Source organism: Paenibacillus sp. J31P13, assembly GCF_056269295.1.
Genome location: NZ_JBWDNR010000011.1, coordinates 48,431 through 72,221, shown reverse-complemented (window position 1 = coordinate 72,221; position 23,791 = coordinate 48,431). Strand labels below are relative to the sequence as shown.

Annotated in this window: 24 protein-coding genes; 17 read left to right on the top strand and 7 right to left on the bottom strand. The window is 42.8% G+C overall.

What is annotated here, in order from left to right; translation table 11 throughout:
- Nucleotides 1-16: 16 nt before the first annotated feature.
- On the bottom strand, nucleotides 17-373 hold the full coding sequence (locus tag AC0YOD_RS25185; RefSeq protein WP_475802092.1) for a HesB/IscA family protein: 357 nt from the start codon (nucleotides 371-373) through the stop codon (nucleotides 17-19).
- A 205-nt stretch (nucleotides 374-578) separates the two neighbouring features.
- Between AC0YOD_RS25185 and AC0YOD_RS25180 the strand changes: the two genes are divergently transcribed.
- Complete coding sequence (locus AC0YOD_RS25180; RefSeq protein ID WP_475802091.1) at nucleotides 579-1,226, top strand: helix-turn-helix transcriptional regulator; 648 nt, start codon at nucleotides 579-581, stop codon at nucleotides 1,224-1,226.
- Nucleotides 1,227-1,264: 38 nt separating this feature from the next.
- Here AC0YOD_RS25180 and AC0YOD_RS25175 read toward each other — a convergent pair whose 3' ends face one another.
- Nucleotides 1,265-2,263 carry an NAD(P)/FAD-dependent oxidoreductase gene (locus AC0YOD_RS25175; RefSeq protein ID WP_475802090.1) on the bottom strand — a complete coding sequence of 333 codons (999 nt, stop codon included), beginning with the start codon at nucleotides 2,261-2,263 and terminating at the stop codon, nucleotides 1,265-1,267.
- A gap of 235 nt (nucleotides 2,264-2,498) precedes the next feature.
- On the opposite strand from AC0YOD_RS25175, the gene AC0YOD_RS25170 reads away from it, so the two are divergent.
- From AC0YOD_RS25170 to AC0YOD_RS25140, 7 genes are all read left to right on the top strand, one after another.
- Nucleotides 2,499-4,076, top strand: coding sequence for a glycoside hydrolase family 43 protein (locus tag AC0YOD_RS25170; protein ID WP_475802089.1), 1,578 nt, complete (start codon nucleotides 2,499-2,501; stop codon nucleotides 4,074-4,076).
- Nucleotides 4,077-4,406: 330 nt separating this feature from the next.
- Entirely contained in the window at nucleotides 4,407-5,855 is a 1,449-nt protein-coding gene (locus tag AC0YOD_RS25165) for a collagen-like protein (RefSeq protein ID WP_475802088.1), read from the top strand.
- Between the two features lie 165 nt (nucleotides 5,856-6,020).
- Nucleotides 6,021-6,653, top strand: coding sequence for a hypothetical protein (locus tag AC0YOD_RS25160; protein WP_475802087.1), 633 nt, complete (start codon nucleotides 6,021-6,023; stop codon nucleotides 6,651-6,653).
- A 135-nt stretch (nucleotides 6,654-6,788) separates the two neighbouring features.
- Nucleotides 6,789-7,415: a hypothetical protein gene (locus tag AC0YOD_RS25155; RefSeq protein ID WP_475802086.1), complete on the top strand. Its 627-nt coding sequence runs from the start codon at nucleotides 6,789-6,791 to the stop codon at nucleotides 7,413-7,415.
- Nucleotides 7,416-7,456: 41 nt separating this feature from the next.
- A complete protein-coding gene (locus AC0YOD_RS25150; protein ID WP_475802085.1) occupies nucleotides 7,457-7,927 on the top strand; it encodes a GNAT family N-acetyltransferase in 471 nt (156 codons plus the stop codon).
- A 12-nt stretch (nucleotides 7,928-7,939) separates the two neighbouring features.
- The gene (locus tag AC0YOD_RS25145; RefSeq protein ID WP_475802084.1) at nucleotides 7,940-8,101 is read left to right on the top strand and encodes a hypothetical protein; all 162 of its coding nucleotides are present in this window, start codon (nucleotides 7,940-7,942) and stop codon (nucleotides 8,099-8,101) included.
- A 144-nt stretch (nucleotides 8,102-8,245) separates the two neighbouring features.
- The gene (locus AC0YOD_RS25140; protein ID WP_475802083.1) at nucleotides 8,246-9,433 is read left to right on the top strand and encodes an MFS transporter; all 1,188 of its coding nucleotides are present in this window, start codon (nucleotides 8,246-8,248) and stop codon (nucleotides 9,431-9,433) included.
- A 70-nt stretch (nucleotides 9,434-9,503) separates the two neighbouring features.
- On the opposite strand, the gene AC0YOD_RS25135 is transcribed toward AC0YOD_RS25140, so the two are convergent.
- On the bottom strand, nucleotides 9,504-9,626 hold the full coding sequence (locus tag AC0YOD_RS25135; RefSeq protein ID WP_475802082.1) for a hypothetical protein: 123 nt from the start codon (nucleotides 9,624-9,626) through the stop codon (nucleotides 9,504-9,506).
- A gap of 178 nt (nucleotides 9,627-9,804) precedes the next feature.
- The gene (locus tag AC0YOD_RS25130) at nucleotides 9,805-10,926 is read right to left on the bottom strand and encodes a glycoside hydrolase family 88 protein (RefSeq protein WP_475802081.1); all 1,122 of its coding nucleotides are present in this window, start codon (nucleotides 10,924-10,926) and stop codon (nucleotides 9,805-9,807) included.
- A gap of 91 nt (nucleotides 10,927-11,017) precedes the next feature.
- On the opposite strand from AC0YOD_RS25130, the gene AC0YOD_RS25125 reads away from it, so the two are divergent.
- Both AC0YOD_RS25125 and AC0YOD_RS25120 read left to right on the top strand, forming a co-directional pair.
- Nucleotides 11,018-11,884 carry a helix-turn-helix domain-containing protein gene (locus tag AC0YOD_RS25125; protein WP_475802080.1) on the top strand — a complete coding sequence of 289 codons (867 nt, stop codon included), beginning with the start codon at nucleotides 11,018-11,020 and terminating at the stop codon, nucleotides 11,882-11,884.
- Between the two features lie 52 nt (nucleotides 11,885-11,936).
- Nucleotides 11,937-12,458: a YfiT family bacillithiol transferase gene (locus tag AC0YOD_RS25120; RefSeq protein WP_475802079.1), complete on the top strand. Its 522-nt coding sequence runs from the start codon at nucleotides 11,937-11,939 to the stop codon at nucleotides 12,456-12,458.
- Nucleotides 12,459-12,566: 108 nt separating this feature from the next.
- Here the strand turns inward: AC0YOD_RS25120 and AC0YOD_RS25115 are convergent, their stop codons facing one another.
- Complete coding sequence (locus tag AC0YOD_RS25115) at nucleotides 12,567-13,370, bottom strand: DUF4358 domain-containing protein (protein WP_475802078.1); 804 nt, start codon at nucleotides 13,368-13,370, stop codon at nucleotides 12,567-12,569.
- Between the two features lie 169 nt (nucleotides 13,371-13,539).
- Between AC0YOD_RS25115 and AC0YOD_RS25110 the strand changes: the two genes are divergently transcribed.
- The 3 genes from AC0YOD_RS25110 (at nucleotide 13,540) to AC0YOD_RS25100 (ending at nucleotide 15,145) form a co-directional block, all read left to right on the top strand.
- Nucleotides 13,540-13,755, top strand: a complete 216-nt coding sequence (locus AC0YOD_RS25110) for a hypothetical protein (RefSeq protein ID WP_475802077.1) — start codon at nucleotides 13,540-13,542, stop codon at nucleotides 13,753-13,755.
- A 186-nt stretch (nucleotides 13,756-13,941) separates the two neighbouring features.
- The gene (locus AC0YOD_RS25105) at nucleotides 13,942-14,721 is read left to right on the top strand and encodes a squalene/phytoene synthase family protein (protein ID WP_475802137.1); all 780 of its coding nucleotides are present in this window, start codon (nucleotides 13,942-13,944) and stop codon (nucleotides 14,719-14,721) included.
- A 292-nt stretch (nucleotides 14,722-15,013) separates the two neighbouring features.
- Nucleotides 15,014-15,145, top strand: a complete 132-nt coding sequence (locus tag AC0YOD_RS25100; RefSeq protein ID WP_475802076.1) for a hypothetical protein — start codon at nucleotides 15,014-15,016, stop codon at nucleotides 15,143-15,145.
- A gap of 348 nt (nucleotides 15,146-15,493) precedes the next feature.
- On the opposite strand, the gene AC0YOD_RS25095 is transcribed toward AC0YOD_RS25100, so the two are convergent.
- A complete protein-coding gene (locus AC0YOD_RS25095) occupies nucleotides 15,494-15,730 on the bottom strand; it encodes a hypothetical protein (RefSeq protein ID WP_475802075.1) in 237 nt (78 codons plus the stop codon).
- A gap of 402 nt (nucleotides 15,731-16,132) precedes the next feature.
- Here AC0YOD_RS25095 and AC0YOD_RS25090 point away from each other — a divergent pair, with 402 nt between their 5' ends.
- From AC0YOD_RS25090 to AC0YOD_RS25075, 4 genes are all read left to right on the top strand, one after another.
- Nucleotides 16,133-18,421 carry an amidase family protein gene (locus AC0YOD_RS25090; RefSeq protein WP_475802074.1) on the top strand — a complete coding sequence of 763 codons (2,289 nt, stop codon included), beginning with the start codon at nucleotides 16,133-16,135 and terminating at the stop codon, nucleotides 18,419-18,421.
- An 82-nt stretch (nucleotides 18,422-18,503) separates the two neighbouring features.
- Nucleotides 18,504-20,168, top strand: coding sequence for an S-layer homology domain-containing protein (locus AC0YOD_RS25085; protein WP_475802073.1), 1,665 nt, complete (start codon nucleotides 18,504-18,506; stop codon nucleotides 20,166-20,168).
- Nucleotides 20,169-20,329: 161 nt separating this feature from the next.
- Nucleotides 20,330-21,454, top strand: a complete 1,125-nt coding sequence (locus AC0YOD_RS25080) for an NADH-dependent flavin oxidoreductase (protein WP_475802072.1) — start codon at nucleotides 20,330-20,332, stop codon at nucleotides 21,452-21,454.
- Between the two features lie 150 nt (nucleotides 21,455-21,604).
- Entirely contained in the window at nucleotides 21,605-23,227 is a 1,623-nt protein-coding gene (locus tag AC0YOD_RS25075) for an MDR family MFS transporter (RefSeq protein ID WP_475802071.1), read from the top strand.
- A gap of 70 nt (nucleotides 23,228-23,297) precedes the next feature.
- Here the strand turns inward: AC0YOD_RS25075 and AC0YOD_RS25070 are convergent, their stop codons facing one another.
- On the bottom strand, nucleotides 23,298-23,759 hold the full coding sequence (locus AC0YOD_RS25070) for a MarR family winged helix-turn-helix transcriptional regulator (RefSeq protein WP_475802070.1): 462 nt from the start codon (nucleotides 23,757-23,759) through the stop codon (nucleotides 23,298-23,300).
- Nucleotides 23,760-23,791: the final 32 nt, after the last annotated feature.

Here is a 23,791-nt window from a genome sequence, read left to right as displayed (position 1 = left end):
ATGGGTTTTTGTTTATTTAATCACATTTTTTGCGCGTACCTTTAAAGGTTGCGGTTCGGAAGCTGGCACCGCAGCCGCAGGTTGCTTTGGCATTGGGATTATCTATCGTAAACCCGCCGGTCATGCCTTGATTCAAATAGTCAATTTTCATGCCTTCAAGGTACTCTTCGTGACGGGAGTCCCAGACGACCTGAAAACCATTATTTTGTAAGGAATGATCCACTTCTGTAAGGTTGTCATCAAGCTTGATGTTATAGGATAAACCGCTGCAGCCTCCATCATCTATGCCTATCCTCAAAAACATATCAGAAACGCCGCTCTCGGCTATCATTTGAGACAGGATCTCTTCAGCTTTTTCACTTATTTCTATCATAATGAACACACCTCTCATTGAAAATAATGACTTGATTGCAGGATATGGATTTGATTTAATATATTTATTATATATAATAGTATATAAAATATCAAATGCTGAATCCAATAAGGATGAAGACTTTATTTTTGTAAAATGGTATTATTGCAGTATTCATTGCGAGCAAGAGATTACTATTATGAAACCTATCGGACGGTGATTAGGAATGACCCATATAGATCAAGGACAGCTTTCGACGCGAGAATATATTCTTCAGCTTCTTAAGACGAAAGGTGAATTAAGTACGAAGGATCTTACAGAGGAGTTGGGGATAACGGTTATGGCTGTTCGGCGCCATATTCAATCATTAGAGCGGGATAATCTCATAACCTCAAAAACAATTAGACAGTCTATGGGCAGACCTACAGCTGTTTATAGCTTAACGAAGCATGCCGAAGGCTTTTTTCCACGAAAATATCATGCCCTTACTTTAGAGCTGCTAGATGAGTTGAGTGAAAGCTTTGGCGATTCATCCATTGAGCAGCTTTTTGAAGGCCGAAAAAATAAAATGGTGAAGAAATACGATACCAGCATGCAAGGCAAGGATCTAGCGGATCGGGTATCCACACTTGCAACGATTCAAAACGAGAACGGATATATGGTCGAGTTGGAACAGATCAATGATGAGGAGTTTCTACTGAAGGAGCATAATTGCCCCATTGAGCAAGTCGCTTCAAAGTATCAGCATGCTTGCCAATGCGAGCTCCAATTATTTAAATCTTTGCTGGGAGATGCTGCTGTCGAACGGACTGAGTGTCTGGCAAAGGGAGGACAGAGATGCACCTATTCCATCAAAAAGGTAAAAAAACAGTGAGATAGCATGCTATCTCACTGTTTTTTTATAGGATTATGTTAAAGCTTCATATTGCTGCTATGACCTGGGGAGAGTCTAGCAGTTGGATCTATATACACTTTGGCATTGTTAATGGCAGTAGGCGCTTCGCCTAGTCCGACAGCGATAAGCTTTAATTTCCCTGGATAGGTGGTAATATCACCAGCTGCAAATATACCAGGAATATTGGATTCCATACGCGTATCAACAACGATCGAGCCGTTTTCAATGTCTAAACCCCATTCTGTAATGGGTCCAAGGGAAGATACAAAACCGAAATTCACAATAACAGCATCACATTCTATCTCTCTTACTTGTCCTGTTTTATTGAAAGTCACTGAAATTTTTTCAATTTGCTCATCCCCATGCAGCTCTGTTATATCCGCAGGCGTCACGATGTTAACCTTCGATTTCATAAGATTCTCCACACTATGCTCATGAGCACGGAATTTATCCCGTCTGTGAATGAGTGTCACTTCTTTGGCAATAGGCTCAAGCATTAGCGCCCAGTCTACAGCAGAATCTCCGCCGCCATTAATGATCACTCTTTTGCCGCTATACATGCTCAGGTCATTCACAAAATAATTTAAGTTTGTATGTTCAAAACGTTTGGCTTCCGGCAATTCTAAACGCCGTGGTTCAAAAGCACCGATGCCGCCGGTAATTATAACTGACTTGCTGTAATGGATACCTTTATCAGAAATGATCTCAAAATGATGCTCGTCCTTTTTGATTACTTGCTCTACTTTTTCTTCGAGACAAATCTGTACTGGAAAATGGTTCATTTGTTCATTTAAATTTTGAATTAGCTGAGCTGCTGTAATTTTAGGAAACCCCGCGACATCATAAATATATTTCTCTGGATATAGAGCTGCTAATTGACCGCCAAGCTGAGGCATGCTGTCCAGAATTTTAACGCTTGCTTGTCTCATCCCCGCATAGAAGGCAGCAAACATGCCAGCTGGACCGCCGCCAATAATGGTTATGTCTATTAATTCATCTGTCCGTTTATGTTCCACTGGAAAATTCTCTCCTTCAATACCTATATATAATATACTAAAATGTATAATAAATGTACCTTATGAGGATGTACATGTCAATGAGCGAAGAAAATCTACAACCATTTTGATCAAATTACTGCACATAAAGCTATAGAAAGTACATGTAAAATAAAAAAACGGCATGTTAAAATATGGTCTGTTGCAATCACAGCTTTGACAAAATGAGAGATAGAAAATGGGGGTTTATTTGACTATGATAAGCAATCCGATTTTAACCGGCTTTAATCCAGATGCTTCCATTTTGCGGGTAGGGGAAGATTACTATATTGCGACCTCTACGTTTGAATGGTTTCCTGGTGTTCAGCTCTATCATTCCAGAGATTTGGCAAACTGGGAGCTCATTCCTCATGCCTTGCAGAGTAAATCACAGCTGAGTTTAAGTGGGAATCCGAGCTCAGGAGGCATTTGGGCGCCGGCATTATCCTATCATAATGGAACCTATTATTTGCTTTATACGGATGTGAAGGCACGGAAAGGTGTCTATAAGGATTTATATAATTATTTAGTTACGGCGGATCATATTAATGGTCCGTGGTCAGAGCCTATTTATTTGAACGGTAGCGGCTTCGATCCTTATTTGTTCCATGATGAGGACGGTACGAAATGGCTGCTTAACATGCAGTGGGATTTCCGTGATCATCATAATCGGTTCGGAGGCATCATCATGCAGCAGTATGATGAGAAGGAGCAAAAACTCATGGGTCCAATTCGGAAAATCTATGAAGGCACAGATATCGGCGTGACAGAAGGACCGCAAGTATTTAAGAAGGATGGCTATTACTATTTACTCGTCGCAGAGGGAGGAACAGGCAGTAATCATGCAGCAACGCTAGCACGTTCTAGAAGCCTTGAAGGACCATATAAAACGGATCCCCTGTATCCAATCCTCACGACCAGAGGCAATCCGGATTATCCGCTGCAAAATGCGGGACACGGTATGCTCGTTGAAACGCAAAATGGTGAATGGTATATGTCGCATATATGCAGCCGTCCGTTCCCAGGCACAAAGTATAATCCGCTAGGCAGAGAAACATCCCTGCAGCGATGCGTCTGGACCGAAGATGGTTGGTTAAGGCTCGCTCATGGGGGAAGGCTGCCAGCACTTGAAGCTCCATTACCAGATCTAGCTCCGCATCCATTTAGGGAATTGCCTGCGAAGGATGATTTTGATGAGACAGCTCTTGGTCATCAGTATCAAACATTGCGCATACCAGCCGAAGAAAGCTGGCTTAGCTTATGTGAACGTCCAGGTCATCTTCGCCTGCGGGGCAGGGAGTCTCTTCATTCCTGGCATCAGCAAAGCATGGTTGCTCGCCGGCTTCAGCATTTCAATTGCACGGTGGAGACCAAAATGGACTATGAACCGGACCATTTTATGCAAATGGCTGGATTGGTATTTTATTATGATGAAGGAGATTATTTCTATTTAAGAGTCACGAAGGATAATGGCAATGGGCGCAGGCTGGGCGTGGTCTATTCAATGAATGGAACATATGGGGAAGATCGAGCAAATGAGCTCTCTGTGGAAGGATGGCCGACTTATTATTTGCGAGCAATCGTCAGCAATCAGTCCCTGCAGTTTTTTGCATCCCCTAATGGCGAGCAGTGGGAAGCCGTTGGCGATGAACTGGATATGTGTATGCTGACTGATGAATATGGTGGAAAACTAGGCTTCACGGGCACGATGATCGGTTTATGTGCGCAGGATATTAATGGAACGAAGAAGCATGCGGATTTTGATTATTTTATTTATTCGGCAAATAGCAACTAATTGAAGTAAGGATATGTTTCTAAGAAACATGTCCTTTTTTTATGGAGAAAAGCCTATAATATCTCTCTGAATAGGGGTTGTGGTTTTTAATGCTAAGTGCTAATCTCCCTTATCATTTATACCCTATCATTAACCTATTTTTTTGAAAATGGTTTTTAGTCTAGCAAGCAACGTCTATTCGTCCATCCCTAATATAAACATCTCGCGTACACTGAACTATCAGGATAGGGAGGTGTCGATTTGGGATGTTCGGATAAAAAGAAACGGTGTAAAAAGAAAATAGTATTGGTTTGCCCTAAGAAGAGAAGAAGAAAGAAAAAATGTTGTCGTGTGGTTAAAAAAATAGTTAGAGTAACATGTCCTCCGCCTGAAGTGAATGTTACTGCTCCAGCAGGACCGCAAGGGCCTAGAGGTTATCAAGGCATACAAGGTATACAAGGTCCAGCAGGAGTGCCGGGGACTATAGGAGCAAGAGGACCGACGGGAGCGACAGGCTTACCAGGAGCTACCGGACCAGCAGGTGGGCCGCCCGGACCAGCGGGAGCGACCGGAGCAGCAGGAGCGACCGGACCAGCGGGAGCGACCGGAGCAGCAGGAGCGACCGGAGCAGCAGGAACGCCGGGAGCAGCAGGAGCGACCGGACCAGCAGGAGCGACCGGACCAGCGGGAGCAACCGGAGCAGCAGGAGCAACCGGAGCAGCAGGAGCAACCGGAGCACCAGGAGCAACCGGACCAGCGGGAGCGACCGGACCAGCGGGAGCAACAGGACCAGCAGGAGCGACCGGACCAGCAGGAGCGACCGGACCAGCGGGAGCGACCGGAGCAGCAGGAGCAACCGGACCAGTGGGAGCGACCGGACCAGCGGGAGCGACCGGAGCAGCAGGAACGCCGGGAGCAGCAGGAGCGACCGGACCAGCGGGAGCGACCGGAGCAGCAGGAGCAACCGGAGCAGCGGGAGCAACCGGACCAGCGGGAGCGACCGGAGCAGCAGGAGCACCAGGAGCAACCGGAGCAGCGGGAGCGACCGGAGCAGCAGGAGCAACCGGAGCAGCAGGAGCGACCGGACCAGCGGGAGCAACCGGAGCACCAGGAGCAACCGGACCAGCGGGAGCAACCGGAGCAGCGGGAGCGCCGGGAGCGCCGGGAGCAGCAGGGGCGACCGGACCAGCGGGAGCAACCGGAGCAGCAGGAGCACCGGGAGCAGCAGGAGCGACCGGACCAGCGGGAGCAACAGGAGCAGCTGGAACGCCGGGAGCAGCAGGAGCGACCGGAGCAACAGGGGCGCCGGGTGCAGTAGGAGCAACCGGAGCAGCAGGAGCAACTGGGGCAGCAGGGGCGACCGGAGCAACTGGAGGAGTGTTAGGCTTTGCTGATTTTTATGCTTTAATGCCTCTTGATAATGCTGCAACTGTTGCTGTTGGCGGAGATGTAGATTTTCCACAAGATGGGCCTACAAGCGGTACGACTATTGTTCGTACTGGTGCCGATACGTTTAGCTTGGCTGCAATTGGCACTTATCAGGTTTTATTTCAGGTGAGTGTGAGCGAAGCAGGACAACTGATTTTAACTCTAAATGGCGGTGACTTAGGTTATACGGTGGTCGGGCGAGCAACAGGTTCTTCTCAAATAGTAGGTATGTCTATCGTAGAAACGACACTCGTTAATTCAATACTAACTGTACGGAACCCTACAGGGAATTCAACAGCGCTAACGATCACTCCTCTTGCTGGAGGAACAAGACCTGTTTCAGCACATCTCGTTATTACTCAAATTGCATAATGGTTATTCATTTTGTATATTCGTGCTTATACCATCAACAATAATATATGTGTACAAAGGCTGCCGAAATGGCAGCCTTTTGAAGTTAAATCCATTGAGATCAAACGAATGAGTGGTAATCTTTGGTATAATTGATTTTAAATAATTGTTAGTTGGAGGTCATTAGTGAGCCATATAAGAGGAATTATCCTAGAGGGGTATTCACATGCAGGAAAAACGTCTGTTTTAAAAGCGCTAAAGCTACTTCAAGCAAAAGATGAATCAATTGAGCGTAGCATCATTGTTCTTAGTGAGCATTATTCCCAAGTATTAAACAATGTTCATGGGGAGCTTCAACTTTTAAATCGTGACGAACATCTTCAGGTATTGAAAGAACGGGTTAACATGTTGCGACAATTAAATGAATGGGCAAATTATTTGGGGCCAGATGCATCTCGGGGATCTAGAGGATTATTTTTTATATTGGAAAGATTTCATTTGAATCACAGAGTGGCATTTCCCTCCGACTCTTCAGTTGAAATCGAATCGCTTGAAAATGAATTACTCCTCCTTGGAGCGAAATGTGTATTATTAACGGTTTCATCTGAAAACGTAGAGCAAAGAATGCAAAGTCGAACACCTTATGAATGGACGAACAAATCAGATGAAGAAATTAGAAAGTCAGCTGATGAATTTATACAAACCCAATCAGAACTACGCAAACAAGCTAGTTTATCTAGGCTGCCAACTATAGAAATAAATACGGATAATAAGGATTGGATTACAAATGCAAGTGAAATAATGAATTTATTGCAATAATACTATTGTTTTTTTCATAGCTCATTTTGAAGATTTGTATAATTATGGGTGTGTAAGTTTGCTATAATAGAATGACATTCTCGAAAGAGGCTAGTTCTTACATAAAATATTGTTGAGATAAGGAGATTATAGAAATTGAAAAGAATTTTTGTTATTTGTTTTGCGATTGTACTGTCTATAACTTTGTCTGGATGTTCGAAAGCTAATGAAGTGAAACCAGCTACACTAAGTATAACTCCGTATGATTTATTTGCAGGGGACGCAAAGAAATTCCAGCAATTTGTTGGTCCTATGTCTGGGGCTGTGAAACTTAAATATAAAGGAAGCAAAAGTTCCATTCAGGCTAGCATAGCAATTTGGGAAAATGGCAAGAAAAAAGAAACAGTGAATTCATTTCAAGGAGCATTGAAACAGAACGAGAAAGATGGTGACTATGAGTTTGACGGCGAGTTTATTATAGGAGTGAAGGAAAAAACAGATTCTGCTAACGACGGTAATTCAAAATATACAGTATTGTCCTCTTTTATAGGTAAACAGTCTACTGCTAGTTATGAGACGGAAATTGAAGCGGATTTCAAAACTACAAGCAGCTCGTTACTACAGCTCAACATGGATGAACTATTGACGATTCCTGAAAATGAAGAAATTGCGGTATGGGGCATGCAAGCCACCGATCAGAATGTAATGAAATCATCTGATTTATCAATGTTGGACACAGTTAGATGGGCAATGGTTGTTACCCTATCTTTAGGGGATGAATAAGTTTAATAGAAGCATGAGGCAGCTTTTAAGGAGAATACAAAATGAATATTAGAAGATTCCATGAGTCGGATATCCAAGAGATAGTCTCATTGTTTTACGATACGGTGCATACCGTAAACAAACAAGACTATTCACAAGTGCAGCTCGATGCTTGGGCACCCAAAGCGGAAGAGTCGCTTAAACGAGAGGCTTGGAAGGAGTCTCTGAGTCGCAATATCACCTTTATTGCTGAGGACAACAGTAAGCTCATTGGTTTTGCTGATATGACGGAGGATGGTCATTTAGATAGACTTTACATACACAAGGACCATCAAAGGAAAGGAATTGCTTCAACGCTTGTGAATAGTCTTGAACACGAAGCTAGAGCAATGGGACTGATTGAAATGGATACAGATGCAAGTATTACGGCAAAACCCTTTTTTGAACATCACGGGTATCTAGTAAATCAGTCACAGATAGTTGAGCGCAACGGTGTGCAATTAGCCAATTTCAGAATGATCAAAATTCTGTAAGGAGGAGATTTCATGTTTTTTTTCATTATTATTGTTTTTGGCATTATCGTTTGGGGAATGATCAGTATCGATGTGAGGTTGAAGAGACAAATAGAAAATGATGAACGTATTATCGAAAGACTCGACGTCTTAATTTATACATTAAAGGATAAGCAAGATAGAGATTTGAAATAAGGAACTTGGACGCATGATAGCATTAATAGAGACTATTCTCTCAAAAGTTGTAAATAAAAGAGCGGTTGTCAGGGTTGGCTGTCAAGTATACAATGTGTAAGGGGAAATTAGATTAATAGTTATCGCAGGGAGAGTGCAGTAGTTTTGTCATCACGAGTTATTCAATCAGATTCACTTTCTTTTCGTTCACGTTTTATTACTTTATTACTAGTTGTTATCGTAGCGGGCATGAGCCAAGGGCTGCTGCTGCCGCTGCTGTCCATTATGCTAGAGGATTCCGGCATCTCATCAGAGATGAATGGCATGAACTCAGCTGCTATGTACATCGGTGTCTTCGTTACGATGTTTTTCGTAGAGAAGCCGGTCAGGCGTTTTGGTTACAAAAAAGTGATTGTTGCAGGAATAGCGCTTATTGCGTTTTCAAATCTGCTCTTTCCTTTTACTCATTCGCTAGCAATCTGGTTCGTCTTGCGTCTACTGGTCGGCGTAGGCGACAGCGCCTTGCATTTCACTACTCAGCTTTGGATTGTAAGCTCATGTCCAGCTGATAAACGAGGAAAGTATATATCCTTGTATGGTATGTCATACGGACTTGGCTTCAGCTTGGGACCGCTCGGCATTAATTTGCTTCCGCTCGGAAGGGCAGTTCCTTTTCTTGTATCGAGTCTGTTCTTCATCACGGTACTGCTTATCGTACTAAGGTTAAAGAATGAGATGCCTGAGCGTATTGCAAAGGGTGCTTCATCCGAAAATCGGTTTATAACGACTTACCGAGTCGCGTGGTTCGTACTCATACCCGGCTTCTTGTACGGATTGATGGAATCGTCCATGAACAGCAGCTTCCCGCTTTATGGCTTGCGTATTGATTTGAGTCAGTATTGGATATCCCTCTTGTTATTGGCATTCGGTGTTGGAGGAGTGACCCTGCAGCTTCCGCTTGGCATATGGAGCGACCGGATTGGAAGGAAACCTATATTGATCGCTTGCGGCATAATTGGCTCATTTGTATTCTTTGCCATACCTATCGCAGGGAACAATGTCGTGTTGTTATTCGTATTGTTTGCCTTAGCAGGCGGTGTAGTCGGTTCGTTCTATTCACTCGGGCTCGCATATGCAGCAGATATTTTGCCCAGGGGCATCCTTCCAGCGGCAAATGTCATTGCATCCATCCACTTCAGTATTGGAAGCATCATGGGGCCGACTCTTGGAGGTTTCGGCATCCGCTATGTATCCGTACATAGCATCTTTCTATTTTTGGGTGCTGCGTTTCTGACATTCGCGCTGCTTGGGTTCTTATTTCGTCCAAAGAGGCAAGTAGACCATGCTGTATAAGATATTGTAGCAACAAAACAAAGAGGACGCAGGCGATGGCTAGCGTCCTCTTTGTTTTTTCCAGCATTCCTTACTTATATTTATTAGCGCTTGATGAGTGGTGTTTTGTCTCTTCCTTATGCTTCTCGTCCTGCACTTGATGCTTCAAATCTTCAAGAGGGATCGGATCTACCGTTTGCTCGCTTTTATACATGTCGAACAAGCTTTTCTTATCCGTCGGATATTGCTCAGGATGGTCACGCTTGCCATTTTTTACTGCACCGTCTGCATCCTTCTCGAATCATTCATGCTTGCCCACCTCTTTTCCTTGTTTTCAATTATTTACCCATTTGGAAAGAGGGTCAAACATGAAGGGGATTCCGGTAATAGGCTTAATAGATGCGGTGTTTCCAATCGTTCAGCTTAGCTACTGCTTCTACATAGTAATAGTCACCAAAGATTAAAGGTACATCGATGAAAGAGTTGCCGCTTCCTGTTCCATGAAGTAGGATCGCTTCTTGTTCTGGCATATTCCATGTCGCATAATTTTCAGTCAAAGAGGTCAGCATACGCTCGGCTGCGCTGATATAAAGTTGTTTCTCTTCGGCAGGCACATGCTCAGCAAGCTCTAACAGACCTGAAGCAGCAATAGCGGCAGCAGAGCTGTCCTTTGGCTGTCCTTCAAATGACTCCAAGCGGAAATCCCAGTAAGGAACATTGTCTTCTGGCAAGGCTGCAATGAAGTAATGCGCAATTCGCTTAGCCGTATTCAGAAAACGCTCATCTCCGGTGTAACGATATGTATTCGCATAGCCGTACAATCCCCAAGCTGCGCCTCGCGACCAAGTAGATTCAACCGAATAACCTTGGCCCCCGAAAGATTCAATGAATGCGCCTGTCTCCGGATCGAAGGAGAGGATATGTTTCGTTGATCCGTCCTCACGGATACCATACTGCATTGTTGTTTCTGCATGAGCGACAGCGATATGCTTGTAGCGAGGATCACCGGTTATTTGACTAGCCCAGAACAAAATGGAGATATTCAACATGCTATCAATGATTGCCCACCCATGCTTATCCCCATTCCAAGCACGAATGAAGCGACCTACTGGATTATAGCGGCTCGCTAGGAAGTTAGCAGCCTCCAAACCTCTGCGCAGAGCTTCCTCGTCTCCAGTCAGCGTATGCTTGATTACCGCTGTAGAGAGAAACTGAAAGCCAACATCATGATGAAGCTCTGCCGTATGCTTGATAAACCATTGTTCTAGCTCCTCATCATAACGCCATGCTGCTTCTCGAAAACGCTCTTTTCCAGTCATATCGAACATAATCCACAGCATTCCCGGCCAGAAGCCGGTTGTCCAGTAATCCGAAGACTTGCCCAAATACTTACCGTCTTTACCCGCATCATGTGGATATTTATCTCCAATTTCATCAATCATACTCTCTACTTTAGATTCAAGCAGTTTTAATGTTTTCTGCCAGTAATTCGCTGCCACTATGCATTCCTCCATTCGTTATTTAGATTATTATAGCGCTTCATTTTCCAGTAAAGTTATGATAGGATATGCTAAAATGTTGAAATCTTGCTCTTGTGGAGGTTGTATGAATCGGTTATTCGAGCCTGTCCCATTTGATCGGACTTCTTTGCTTTGGGATTATAATGTACGCACGGAAGACTATTTCAAGGGCTACTATCATTGGCATCAATGCTGTGAGGTTCTGTTTGTTCACGAGGGCAAAGGCACAATAGTCGTTAATCGACAAACCTATGAAATGCGAAGAGGGATGCTGTTTTTTTTTCAGCCCTATCAATTGCATCACGTCTACGCGGATGTGAGTCCAGAAACGCCGTATATTCGTTCCATTTTTTATTTCGATCCCTTGTCCTTTGAGGAGAGACTTCGTCCATTTCCGAAGAGATATGCGCTTCTTAATGCCTTGTGGAGGGGGAGAAATCAACTTCATGCTTATGATTTGCAGTCTCAGGCCGAGTCGATGGAATGGAGTTATCGAGGCTATGATGAAGTCAGAAGGGCTGGGAGAGGGGAAGAAGCGGAGGAAATCGCATTGCTTCTGCTTCAAACCTTGAACGGTATTGGGAAAGACAGAGACCCATACGGTGAGACGCTTACGGATCTAGAGGAGCGAAGTACACTGCGCTACGCCAAGAAGGTTATGAGCTGGATTGAGGAGCATTATTCAGAAGAGGTGAGTCTGGATCGCCTTGCCGATGAAACGCATCTTTCCAAATTTTATTTATCTCGTGTGTTCAGTCAGGAAACAGGCAGCAGCATCACGGACTATTTAACAGCTAGACGGATTAAGCAAGCATGCCGACTTCTTGAAACGACGGAATTGACAGTTGAACAAGTCGGAATATCGGTTGGATTTGTGAATGTACCTTACTTCATCCAATTATTTAAGAGAGTAGTTGGCATGACCCCGCTTAAATATCGAAAGCGTTCATAATGACATTAAATCTCAAAAATTAGATGGAAATAATCGTTTAGAAGGTGATTAAATGGAACAACTTCGCTATCCAATCGGTCAATTTGCAGCTATTAAGAATCCAACTGTTGAACATCGTCAAAGCTGGATGGAGGAAATTTCTGCAATACCTCAGATTCTTCGTTTAACGGTGCAAAACTTAAGCCCGGAGCAGTTGCTAACACCCTATCGTCCAAATGGTTGGACCGTCCGACAGGTTGTCCACCATCTAGCTGATAACGATATGAATGCTTATATACGTTTCAAGAGAACACTGACTGAAGATAGTCCAATAGCTGGCTCTTATCGCGAGGATTTGTGGGCTGAACTGAATGATTATAAGGAACCAATTGAAACCTCGCTTGTTCTGCTTGATGCCATTCACTGTAGATTCGTAGCCGTCTTTCAGTCCATGAAGCCGTCAGACTTTGATCGAACATTTACGAGTCCCACTCATGGCGCAATGAACTTGGATATGGCAGCCCAAAGATATGCTTGGCATGGTCGACATCATATTGCACAGATCGCATCGCTCATTGCACGTTCAGGGTGGTGAAAGAGAAAGAGCCCTCTCATTGCGTTCATAACGCAATGAGAGGGCTCTTTCTCTTTGGTTTAAATAAGATTCAATTACCGAACAAATGCTTATGTAAGCTGTTAAAAGTTATTTTTTCTCAAAGTAGCTGTTGAATGCTTTCTTCAAATCGTCGGCACTATCTGAAATAATGAACAATACATAATTACCGTTTGTAGTAACAGTATAGTTCAATGCATTCTCATATTGGTCAGGAAGATAATGTTCAAAATTCTTTTGAATCGTTGTAGCGCGTGTTTTAATGCCGTCTTTAATAGTATCGATATCTTTTTTATTTTTCACTTTAAATACAGCAATTTCTGTTGCTTTTACATTCATCATTGGTAAACGAACGGAATAATCCTCAAGCAAGGATGAATCAATTCCATACATTTCTTTTAGGCTATCATTATCCATTGCCATAAGCGAAGGCTGTTCTACCTTTTCAAGCATCCCATCGACTATCTTCGTAACGTTTGGCAATGTTTCAGCAACTGGCGGTTTAGTTGGTGTTGGTTTTTTGGTTGGAACCGGCTCCTTGGTAGCCGTAGGTTTTTTTGTAGGTGCTGGTTCTTTTGTTGCTGCTGGTTTCTTAGTTGGTGCAGGCTCTTTGGTTGCTGTTGGTTTTTTTGTTGCTGCAGGTTCCTTGCTTGCTTCTGGTTCTGCGGTTGGAGAAGGTGCTATTGTCGCTGTCGGCTCTTCGCTAGGTGTTACCTCTGGCGTTGTGCTTGCCTCAGGACTCGTTTCTGCCTCAGGACTTGTTTCTGGGCTAGCGGATACTTCAGTTCCGGCAGCAGCATTTGTGTTGTTTGCCTCATTTTTGCTGGAACACGCACTTAATAAGCTCCCTAATAAGATAGTAATCAACAGCATGGAAATAACCCGGGTCTTCATTGTGTACATTCTCCTCATGTTAGTATTATTTTTACCGAGTACTAAGACGGAGCATGTCCCGCAAATGTTGCAGTAAATGTAGGTAAACTACTTAATTGGACTGGATATAATTTTGTTCTTAGGGTAAAATCATTCAGGACGTCGTGTAATGTGAAAGGATGTAGAGAGTATGACAACTTCAGAGCAAGTTATAGATCAATTAAATGAGTTAACAAATATCATGAACAACTGTATGTCGATGGAATTGAGAGTAGAAAATTCTCAAATCGAAAAAACAATTAAAATTATGGATGGCTATGGGTTTAAGAAAAAGGTGTCATGGGCTTCAATGGAGCGAGCCGACCATACGGTGATCGATTTTTGGAATAAAGAACTTATTAAGTAAGGTTATGTTTAAAAAAAGCATGAGGCTGCCGTTTTGGCAGTCCTTTTTTGTTGCTAAAGTGTCGATTTTTCAAATTAATCATCTGAAATTTCCATATCTAAATCCATATATGCTATCATGGTATATAAGAATAAATAGTAAAAGCCAAGCTGCTTTCTTGAAGGAGTTTTTATTTTGAATGATGCGATGATTATGCTAAAGCAAACGAGCAGAACGTTTTACATCCCCATTAGTCGCTTAGTTTCAGGTTTGAAAGAAGCAGTCGCTTCGGCCTATCTGTGTATGAGGGCTATTGATGAGATCGAGGATCACGAAGAGATCGATAATGATTTGAAAATCGAGCTCTTAAATGGGATTCATGATGATTTTCAATCTTCAGATCCGATTGCAGATATACAGAAACGATTGTCTCCTTATCGTGATGTGTTACCTCCGGTAACGATGCGACTTGATGAGTGGGCTGTTTATGGTCCTGCAGCAGCTAATTCCATTATTTATCGTTACATTGCTAAGATGTCCAAGCAGATGGCCGAGTGGGTGCATCATGGTTGGAACATTCGTACGGAAGAGGATTTGGATCAATATACGTACAGTGTAGCAGGTATGGTAGGGGAAATGCTCTCTGAAATTTGGCTTTGGTTTGACGGTACGGAAACCGATCATGAGAAGGCCGTTGCATATGGAAGAGGACTGCAAGCAGTAAACATTCTCCGCAATAGAGCAGAGGATTTGGAGAGAGGCGTGAACTTTTTTCCAGAAGGCTGGGGTTCGAAGGAAATGCTTCAGTATACTCGTCGCAATTTAAAAATAGCTGATTCCTATATTCATGATTTAAAAGGCGGACCTGCTTTAGAGTTTTGTAAAATCCCGTTGACGCTGGCACATGCTACCGTTAAGCTCATTTCCATTGGAGGAAATAAGCTAACGAGAGAAGCGGTTATGAAGCTTGTAGGCAGCAATAAATAATGAAGTTCTTTAAAGGATGACAACTAGACCTTTCGCAGATGCGGGGGGTCTATTATGTTTAATCGTAAAATAAGCTATGAACTAAACCAGGATTATACGATCTAACAAAAACAAGCTGAAATCGGAATGAACCGAGCTCAGCTTGTTTTTTTGTTACTATATTTTTACCGAAAAGGGTTAGTATCATGGCATAAGACGAAGGAAGGTTAAATAGGAAACCATCATTATTTTTTTGATGATTTTTTATACTTCGAAATATGAGATACTCTGCTTCTGCTGCGGTTTCCAGAACGTGAAGATCTTGAACGATTACGAGAGCGGTTTGATTCAGAACGATTATTACGATCTTGTTGTCCCTGTAATTCGTCGTGGTGGCAGTATTGATAGAGATGCTTCTCTACCGGCACGCAATGATGGCGCGTAACGACATTAACTTGATGAACGACTTCCACGATTTGTGGATGGCAAACATCTCTAAATACAGTTACAGGCGGATCATATACACGAACTGTCGGGCAAAATGGTTTGCATGACATTTTAGTCAGCTCCTTTCGTAGTCTTCTATATATGGTATGTGGAAGAAAAGGCAATGGCTTGTGTTAACGCCTTGCGAGACATATGAGGAGATTGTGATGATAGATTTGTTTTTAGGTAGTTATCTATCATGCAAAAGTAGGTACATTAAACCAAAAAAAGCTTCTGTCGATTATAAATCGACAGAAGCTTTTTTTATAGAGACGAGTAATGCAGTACCTTTATATCACTCCATATTTCAGGCTTGCAATACAACTTTGCCGTTCAAATTGGATGGTAGTAGCGAATAAACGTTTTGCAGCATAAATACTTTGCGGCTTAGTTTGAACTTGGAGCCAGCGAACGTACAGCGATCATAATTGAAATGTAAGGATGAGATATGAATGGTGCAATTCGTGAATGAGCACCCAATATAATGTGTGTTGTCAAAGTACACATCTTCGTTTTTGAATTGTTTATTTTGTATATATTCCATTTTAAATTCCTCCTATTAGTCAAAGCCTTACTTTGGTATATGAAATTGTTTGTAAGACTATAACCTATTTCAGCGAATTTGAAACAAATAGTATAACGGAACAGCTAGAAGCTAAAGAACGAGTACGATTAGCAGTGGTTCAAATCGTTGGTTTTATGATATGAACAAATCATATATGTTAGTTAACATAACGTCAATAGTCTTAAAGAATGAGATAATGCCAGTAAACAAGAGGGATTTGTAGGTATAACGAAATGTAAACGTATTTTTGACGTTATATTCATTTGTGAAAATGAAGACGTATAAATATACTAGAATTACATGTTAGATAATATTACATTAGTATTTAGGGTTTACTATTTTTACACCATTCATTTTTTGAGAGCAGCCAAGGAGGAAACTATGAAAAATTCAATGATGAAGAAAATTTGTGCAGCAGTTGTTTCTACCTCTCTATTAACTAGCTTAGTATTAATGGCTACTCCAACACGTACATATGCCCAAGGGCAAAATGAGCAATCGGCAGTAATGGAGGATACATCGGTAAATGTAATTTCATTGGAATCAGGCTCTCCATTCATCGTGCTTAACGGACCTACTCTTGCAAAGGTGGGCGAACAATTTCAAATGAGTGTAGCTTTATCTTCGATACCTAATGGAGTGAAGGCAGGGAAATTTACGATTCAATACAATGCAGCGCTATTCGAGTATGTATCTGCGACCGCTGCTGACAGCAAAACACAAATTGTCAGTGAGAATACAGGATTAAACCAAGTAACGATTATAACGGCTTCTCCAGGAGAGAGTCTAGCAGATGGTGAAAAGACTCTGCTGCTTACTTTTTCTGCGAAAGCCAAAGCGGGTATAAATAACATTCAAGTATCAGCAGAGCTTGGTGTGGATGCGGCAGGAGAAACGACGACAGCTTCTGCAACTGCACATGGCATCGCTATTACAGCGGTTGAGACGGGTGTCAAAGGCGACTTAAACAGAAACGGCATGATAGACATCGGAGATTTGGCAGTATTAATTGCGAACTTCAATGTCGATTCCAGCAGTGCAGATTGGCCTAAGGTATCGGCAGCAGATTTTGATAGCAATGGCAAAATTGACATAGCTGATTTAGCTGCGCTGGGCAAAATTATCGTATTCGATGCTGGTGAGCCATTTGAATTAATGGAAGCAAGCGTCATGGATATTCAAAATGCGATGGAGGCGGGAACGTTAAGCGCAGTTGAGCTCGTTAATCAATATCTAGCTCGTATCGCTGCCTATGATTCTGCAGGTCCAGCATTGAAATCTATTATTTCTATTAATCCTGATGCTTTGAAGCTTGCAGCTGAGCTAGATGCGGAGCGCAAGGCAACAGGTGCAAGAAGCTTGCTTCACGGCGTGCCGATCATTGTAAAAGACAACTACAATACTATAGGCATGGCTACTACTGCTGGATGTACTTGTCTTAAAAACAACTTTACGACAAGTGATGCTTTTATGATCGAGAAGCTAAAGGATGCTGGAGCGATAATACTGGCAAAGTCTAATTTGCATGAATTTGCGTTTGGTCTTTCGACTGTAAGTTCCCTTGGAGGTCAAACACTGAATCCTTATGATTTGACGAAAAATCCAGGCGGATCATCTGGTGGAACAGGCGCTGCGCTTGCAGCTAACTTTGGTGTTATTGGTTTAGGGACGGATACTGGCGGTTCAATCCGTGTGCCATCCTCTTATAATAATCTAGTTGGACTGCGTCCTACGATTGGTTTAACAAGCCGCGAAGGGATTATCCCGCTTGCGCTAACGCAAGATGTAGGCGGTCCGATTGCGAAATCAGTTGAAGATATTGCTATATCGCTCGATATATTGAAAGGTTATGACCCAGAGGATGCTGCTACACTTTATAGCCTTGGTAGAACGCCAAGCACCTATACAAAGTATTTGGATGCTGACGGCCTTAAAGGCGCGCGTATTGGTGTGATTCGTGATCCGCTTGTCATGGGCACGAATGCCAAAGTGATTGGATTGACTGATCAAGCTATTGCAGATATGGAAGCGGCGGGAGCGACTGTAATCGATGTCGTTGTACCTAATCTTAGTACGATACTGAAATTCAGCAGCTTGAGCACGTATGAATTTAGAACGCAGCTTAATCAATATTTTGAGAAGTATGTGAATAACGTTCAGAACACACTTGTTCCGTATCGCTCTTTGGCAGACATTATTGCATCGAAAACAGATATGCTAGCTTCTCAATTGGATTCTTATAGCGCTAGAGATAAATATACGAATCTAGAAACGAATCAAGAGTACAAGGATATTCTTCTTAATAGACCGAAGGTTAGCCAAGAATCATTGCTGAAGGCTATGACTGACAATGATTTGGATGCGCTTCTCTATCCATCAACAGCTAATCCGCCATCAAGTCTAACGGGCAGCAATGCGGGTAGCGCGAATCGTCTTAGTCCGTTCTCTGGTTTCCCGGCGATCTCTGTTCCTGCAGGTTTCGTAGATAACGGTATGCTCCCTAAGCTACCGCAAAATATTGAATTGCTTGGCCGCCCGTTTGATGAGGGCATGTTGATTAAGCTAGCATACTCTTTCGAGCAGCATACGCATCACCGGGAAGCACCGGCAATAACACCCGCACTGCCAGCGGCAGCAGAGGAGCTTCCAGCTCTTGTACCGGCAGCATAAGCATTAGATAAAGGGGCTGGAAATGCCCCCTTCTATCCATCTATGACGGACCCCATCTCAAGTTGAAAGGAAGTTACAGCATATGCTAATGGTACGTAAAGGATTAATAGGATGCAGTGTGTTGTTGCTATTCCTGCTGATGCTTCCAGCAGCCGTGTTTGCGGCAGAATCCCCCACGGTGACGCTTTCTGTATCGAACGCAGCGCCTCTAGTTGGACAGAGCATTCAAGTAACGGTTAAAGCAGAGCAAATTTCTGATTTATATGCTTATGAGCTTAATCTTTATTATGACCCTACACAGTTGGAGTTTCAGACAGGAAGCGAGAAGACAAGCATAAAAGGCTTCTCTGTCCCAGCCAAAGTTTCAGAAAGTGGGGGGCACCATCTTGTATATGCCCTTACGAAAACTGGGGCGACTGCAACCGAAACAGGTAAAGCGGATTTAGTCACTTTCACGTTCGTAGCCAAGCAATCATCAACAACATTGCTCCAACTGAAAGAGGTTAAGCTTATTGATTCAAAGTTGGCGCAATCGGGCGTATTGCCAGCTGCTGAAGCTGTCATTGCGATTTCTGATGGTACAGCTGCTAATCCTTCACCTGGGACAGGCAGCAGCAATGGCGATGGCAGTGGCAGTGGTGAAACGGGAATTGTAGATATTACAAGCCTACAGCTTCTCGATGCTGTTGAAAATAAATCGGCAATAACAGTACCGATAGATTCAACAGGCATTCGACTTCCGTTTAACGCGAGTGAGCTGCTAGGTAATAATCATTTCATTCTGCAAACAAGCGGAATGAAGCTAGAGGTTCCTGTAGAGATTTTAAAGCAGCTTAAAGATATGGTCCCAACAGAACAGTATCAGTCTAGCAGCATTGTTTTGTTATTAGAATCCCTTTCAGAGGAAAAGAAGAATGAAGCAATACGGAAAGCCAGCGAGCAGACAGGCGCAGTCATTAAAGCAGCTGGCGGGCTTTACAGCCTTAGTCTCTATGTTGAGACCGGGGATGGGATTAAGCATGAATTGAAAAATTTCAATAAATCGATGACCATCCACATAACGCTTGATGCTTCTGTAGACCAGAAGCTTGCGGGTATCTATTATGTAGCGGAAAGCGGTAATCTGGAATATGTAGGCGGAGACAAAGGTAACGGTGAGCTCATAGCAGAAATCAATCATTTTAGCTTATATGCATCATTGGAAGTCAACAAATCATTCACTGATATTCCAGATAGCTTCTGGGCAGCGAGTGTAATTAAAGAGCTTTCAGCTAAACAAATCGTTACGGGCACAAGCGTAAATCGTTATGAACCTGCACGAAGCGTGACTCGCGCAGAGTTTACTGCATTGCTGGTGAGAGCGCTGAAGCTAACAGATGAAGGGATATCTTCGTTTAAGGATGTTGGTGAAAATGCGTGGTACGCTGGTGATATTCATGCGGCTGTTAAAGCTGGGTTGATTCGCGGCAGGAGCGAGACCGTATTTGGGCCAAATGAGCAAATAACAAGAGAAGAGATGGCTGTTCTTGTTGTACGAGCTTATGGGTTTAAATATGGAGCATTTTCGGTTGAAGCTGGCTCTTTATTTAGCGATGAATCTCAGATTAGTACATGGGCAGTTTCTGACGTAAGTAAGGCTGCAAAGCTTGGACTTGTCCAAGGAAGATCGGATAAAATGTTCGTGCCGAAAGGGATTTCGAATCGTGCGGAAGCTGCTCAAGTCATTTACAACTTGCTTAATAAATAATGCGATTGGGTATTAATAAAGAAACACTCCAAACGGTTTGGAGTGTTTCTTTGCTTTATTCTACGGCTTGACATTAAAAACTGTATCATATAACATTACAGTACTAAAAAAAGTTACAGTTTGCTGTTGCTTTTTAATAAAGTAAGAGGAGATAAAAAATGATGAAACCTGCTTATAATCCCTTGTTTGAGAACTTTGCTTTTAAGAATGGTGTTCAATTAAAAAATCGTGTCGTAATGGCACCTATGACCAATTTCTCTTCCCATCCTGATGGTACGGTATCAGAGGCTGAACTGAACTATTATATGCGCAGATCAAGCGGTGTCGGTATGGTTATCACGGCTTGTATTTATGTTTCTCCGAATGGAAAAGGATTCAATGGGGAGTTTTCTGGTGCAAGCGATGAAATGATCCCAAGCATGAAGTCTTTAGCTGCTGCTATCAAAGCAAAGGGTGCAAAGGCAGTATTGCAAATATTTCACGGTGGCAGAGAATGTCCGCCAGACCTCGTGCCTAATGGTGATGTAGTTAGCGCCAGCGCGGTTGCATCCGAGCAAAATGCTGGAGTGGTGCCAAGAGAATTACGTCACGAAGAAATTGTATCAATTATTCGCGATTTTGGAATAGTAACTAAACGTGCTATTGAAGCGGGCTTTGATGGTGTTGAAATTCACGGAGCCAATGGCTACATCGTTCAACAATTTTTCTCCCCGCATTCCAATAGACGTGATGATGAGTGGGGTGGGAATATTGAGAAAAGATTGAAATTCCCCCTTGCACTTGTAGATGAAGTAAAGCGAGTTGTCGAAGAGCATGCTGTTGAACCATTCCTAGTCGGATATCGTTTCTCTCCAGAGGAGGCTACTACTCCAGGTATTACGATGGAGGATACATTTAGATTGGTGGATGAGCTCGTCAAAAAAGATGTTGATTATTTGCATGTATCTCTTCTTGATTTCTGGTCAACGCCTAGACGTGGTGCGGATGAGAGTAAAACAAGGATGGAATGGATACAAGAGCGGGTAGGTCACTTAGTGCCAGTCATTGGAGTTGGTTCCATCCATACACCTGATGATGCTGTAAAGGCGCTAGAAACGGGAGTAGCGCTAATTGCGCTCGGCAGAGAAATCATAACAGAGCCAGACTGGGTTGAGAAAGTGATTGATGGTCGTGAGGAAGAGATCAGAACTTCACTCAGCAAAGCGGATCAAGAGCGCTTAGTTATTCCAGATAACCTTTGGAAAGCTATCGTTCATACACCTGGTTGGTTCCCGGTAATCGATTAAATAAAGGGTGAACAAGAGAGATGAGCACTATTGCTTTAGTACTAAAGTTATTGTATTATCATACAATGGATTGGTAACCTACGGAATTTTTCCAGGCAGGTTACAAGCAATCATATACAATAATTTGAGAAATTTAGGAGTGCAGGGCATATGGAGCAATTGACTCAGAAAAAGAAAGTCACGATCATGATTGCTTTGATGGCGGCTATGTTTTTCGCTGCAATCAATCAGACGATCGTAAGTACGGCAATGCCGCGAATTATTGCAATTTTAGGAGGAATCGAGTATTACACTTGGGTTATTACCATTTATTTGCTCACCTCCACCATTGCAACCGTTCTTGTCGGTAAGCTATCCGATATTTATGGACGTAAGCCGTTTTTGTTATCAGGGATAGTGTTGTTCATGATTGGTGCCTTCCTTTGCGGTACTTCAACGACAGTATTCCAATTGATTACTTACCGAGGTATACAGGGTGTGGGCGGCGGTATTCTAATGTCCGCGACTGTAACAGCAGTAGGGGACTTATTTGCTCCTAGGGAAAGAGCGAAGTGGACGGGTATCATGATGGCCATATTCGGATTCTCGAGTGTCATCGGACCAACACTTGGTGGTTTTATGGTCGATCACATCGCTTGGAAGTGGATTTTCTGGATATTTCTTCCGCTAGGTATAATTGCCTTCGGAATGATTTGGTCAATGTTTCCAAAAACACAACGCAAGGTTACAGAAAAGATCGATTACTTAGGTTCGATATTCCTTTCCTTAACCATCATTGCTTTGCTGCTCGGCTTCTCATGGGCAGGCACGAAGTATGAATGGGCTTCAGTCGAAATTATAAGCTTGTTTGCATCGGCAATTGTTTTGTTGATTATTTTCTTAATGATCGAACGGAAAGCCAAAAGTCCTGTGCTTCCTTTATCTATGTTTAAAAACAGCATCGTAACGGTTTCCAATTCCATTGGTTTCCTAATGAATGCGGGCATGATGGGCGCAATGATGTATCTGCCGTTCTTCGTGCAGGGCGTGCTCGGCATTTCTCCAACAAAATCAGGGTTCGTTAACATGCCGATGTCCATTGCGATGATCGTATTGAGTACCTTGTCAGGTCGCTGGATTTCAAAGTCAGGCAAATACAAACGGTTTGCTTTAGCGGGTATGCCTTTCATGGTAGTAGGTATGCTGATGATGTCCATCATGAATAACGTTGGCGTCGCTGTTGCCAGTATGATCGTATTCGGAATCGGGTTAGGGATATCGATGCCGGTGTTTACGCTAACGGTTCAAAATGCGGTTAAGCCAACTGAGCTTGGTGTAGCGACAGCAACAGCTACTTTGTTCCGAAACTTAGGCGGTACAATTGGAATCGCGGTAATGGGTACTGTCATGAACTCAACCATGACAAGTAAGCTTGAAGCAGCAGTAGCAGGAGGCAAAGGTCCTGATCTATCGACTGTAGATCCTGAAACAGCTGCACAATTAACAAGCTTTCTTAATCCACAAATGCTTCTCGATCAACCGAAGCTGAAGGAACTGCATGCTACCTTGCCTGAAGATATCCAACCATTATTTACTCATATTATTGAGATGGTGCGTTCGGTATTGAGTGATTCACTTACAGTTGTATTCTTGTTTGGAATGAGTTTGCTCGTCGTTGCTTTTATTCTCGTTTGTTTCTTGAAGGAAATTCCTTTGCGTACTTCAAATGATATGAAAGTGAAGTCGGATGACGAACAAAAAGACAAATTAAAAAAGGAGCCAGCTCTTAATTAATCAATAAGAGGGGCTCCCGTATCAAAGGATTCATTTTATTGCAGCATATGCAATGAAATGAATCCTTTTTTTATTGTTCTTTTTTTTCTTTGACGGTTTCGAAATATTGAAATACGTCGTTCAATAAGCGGATTAAATGATCGCTTTCTTCTTTTCCAAGATGATTAAACATACCTGAAAATAAGTTGTAATAGCCTTCAATTGCTTTTTGAGCAAGCTCATCGCCCTTTTCGGTAAGTGTGATTACCGTCATTCTTCTATCATTGGGATCCGTTGAGCGGATGACATAACCAGCATCAATTAAACTGTTAATCATTTGCGTAACGGTAGGTGAAGTGACCTGCAAGCCTTTGCTGATCTCTGAGACTTTAATGCCGCTTTCATTCCCATCATTACTTTTCTTTACGCATATCAAAAGGCGAACTTCACTGGCTTTCAGTCCCCATAATTTTTTCTTGCGCCAGTCCGCTTTGCTGAATTTATGAAAGACTTCTATTAAATTGGTGACATTCTCGTCATTGTAAGTGCTCAATTACTCCACCTCAGACAATATATTTTTACATA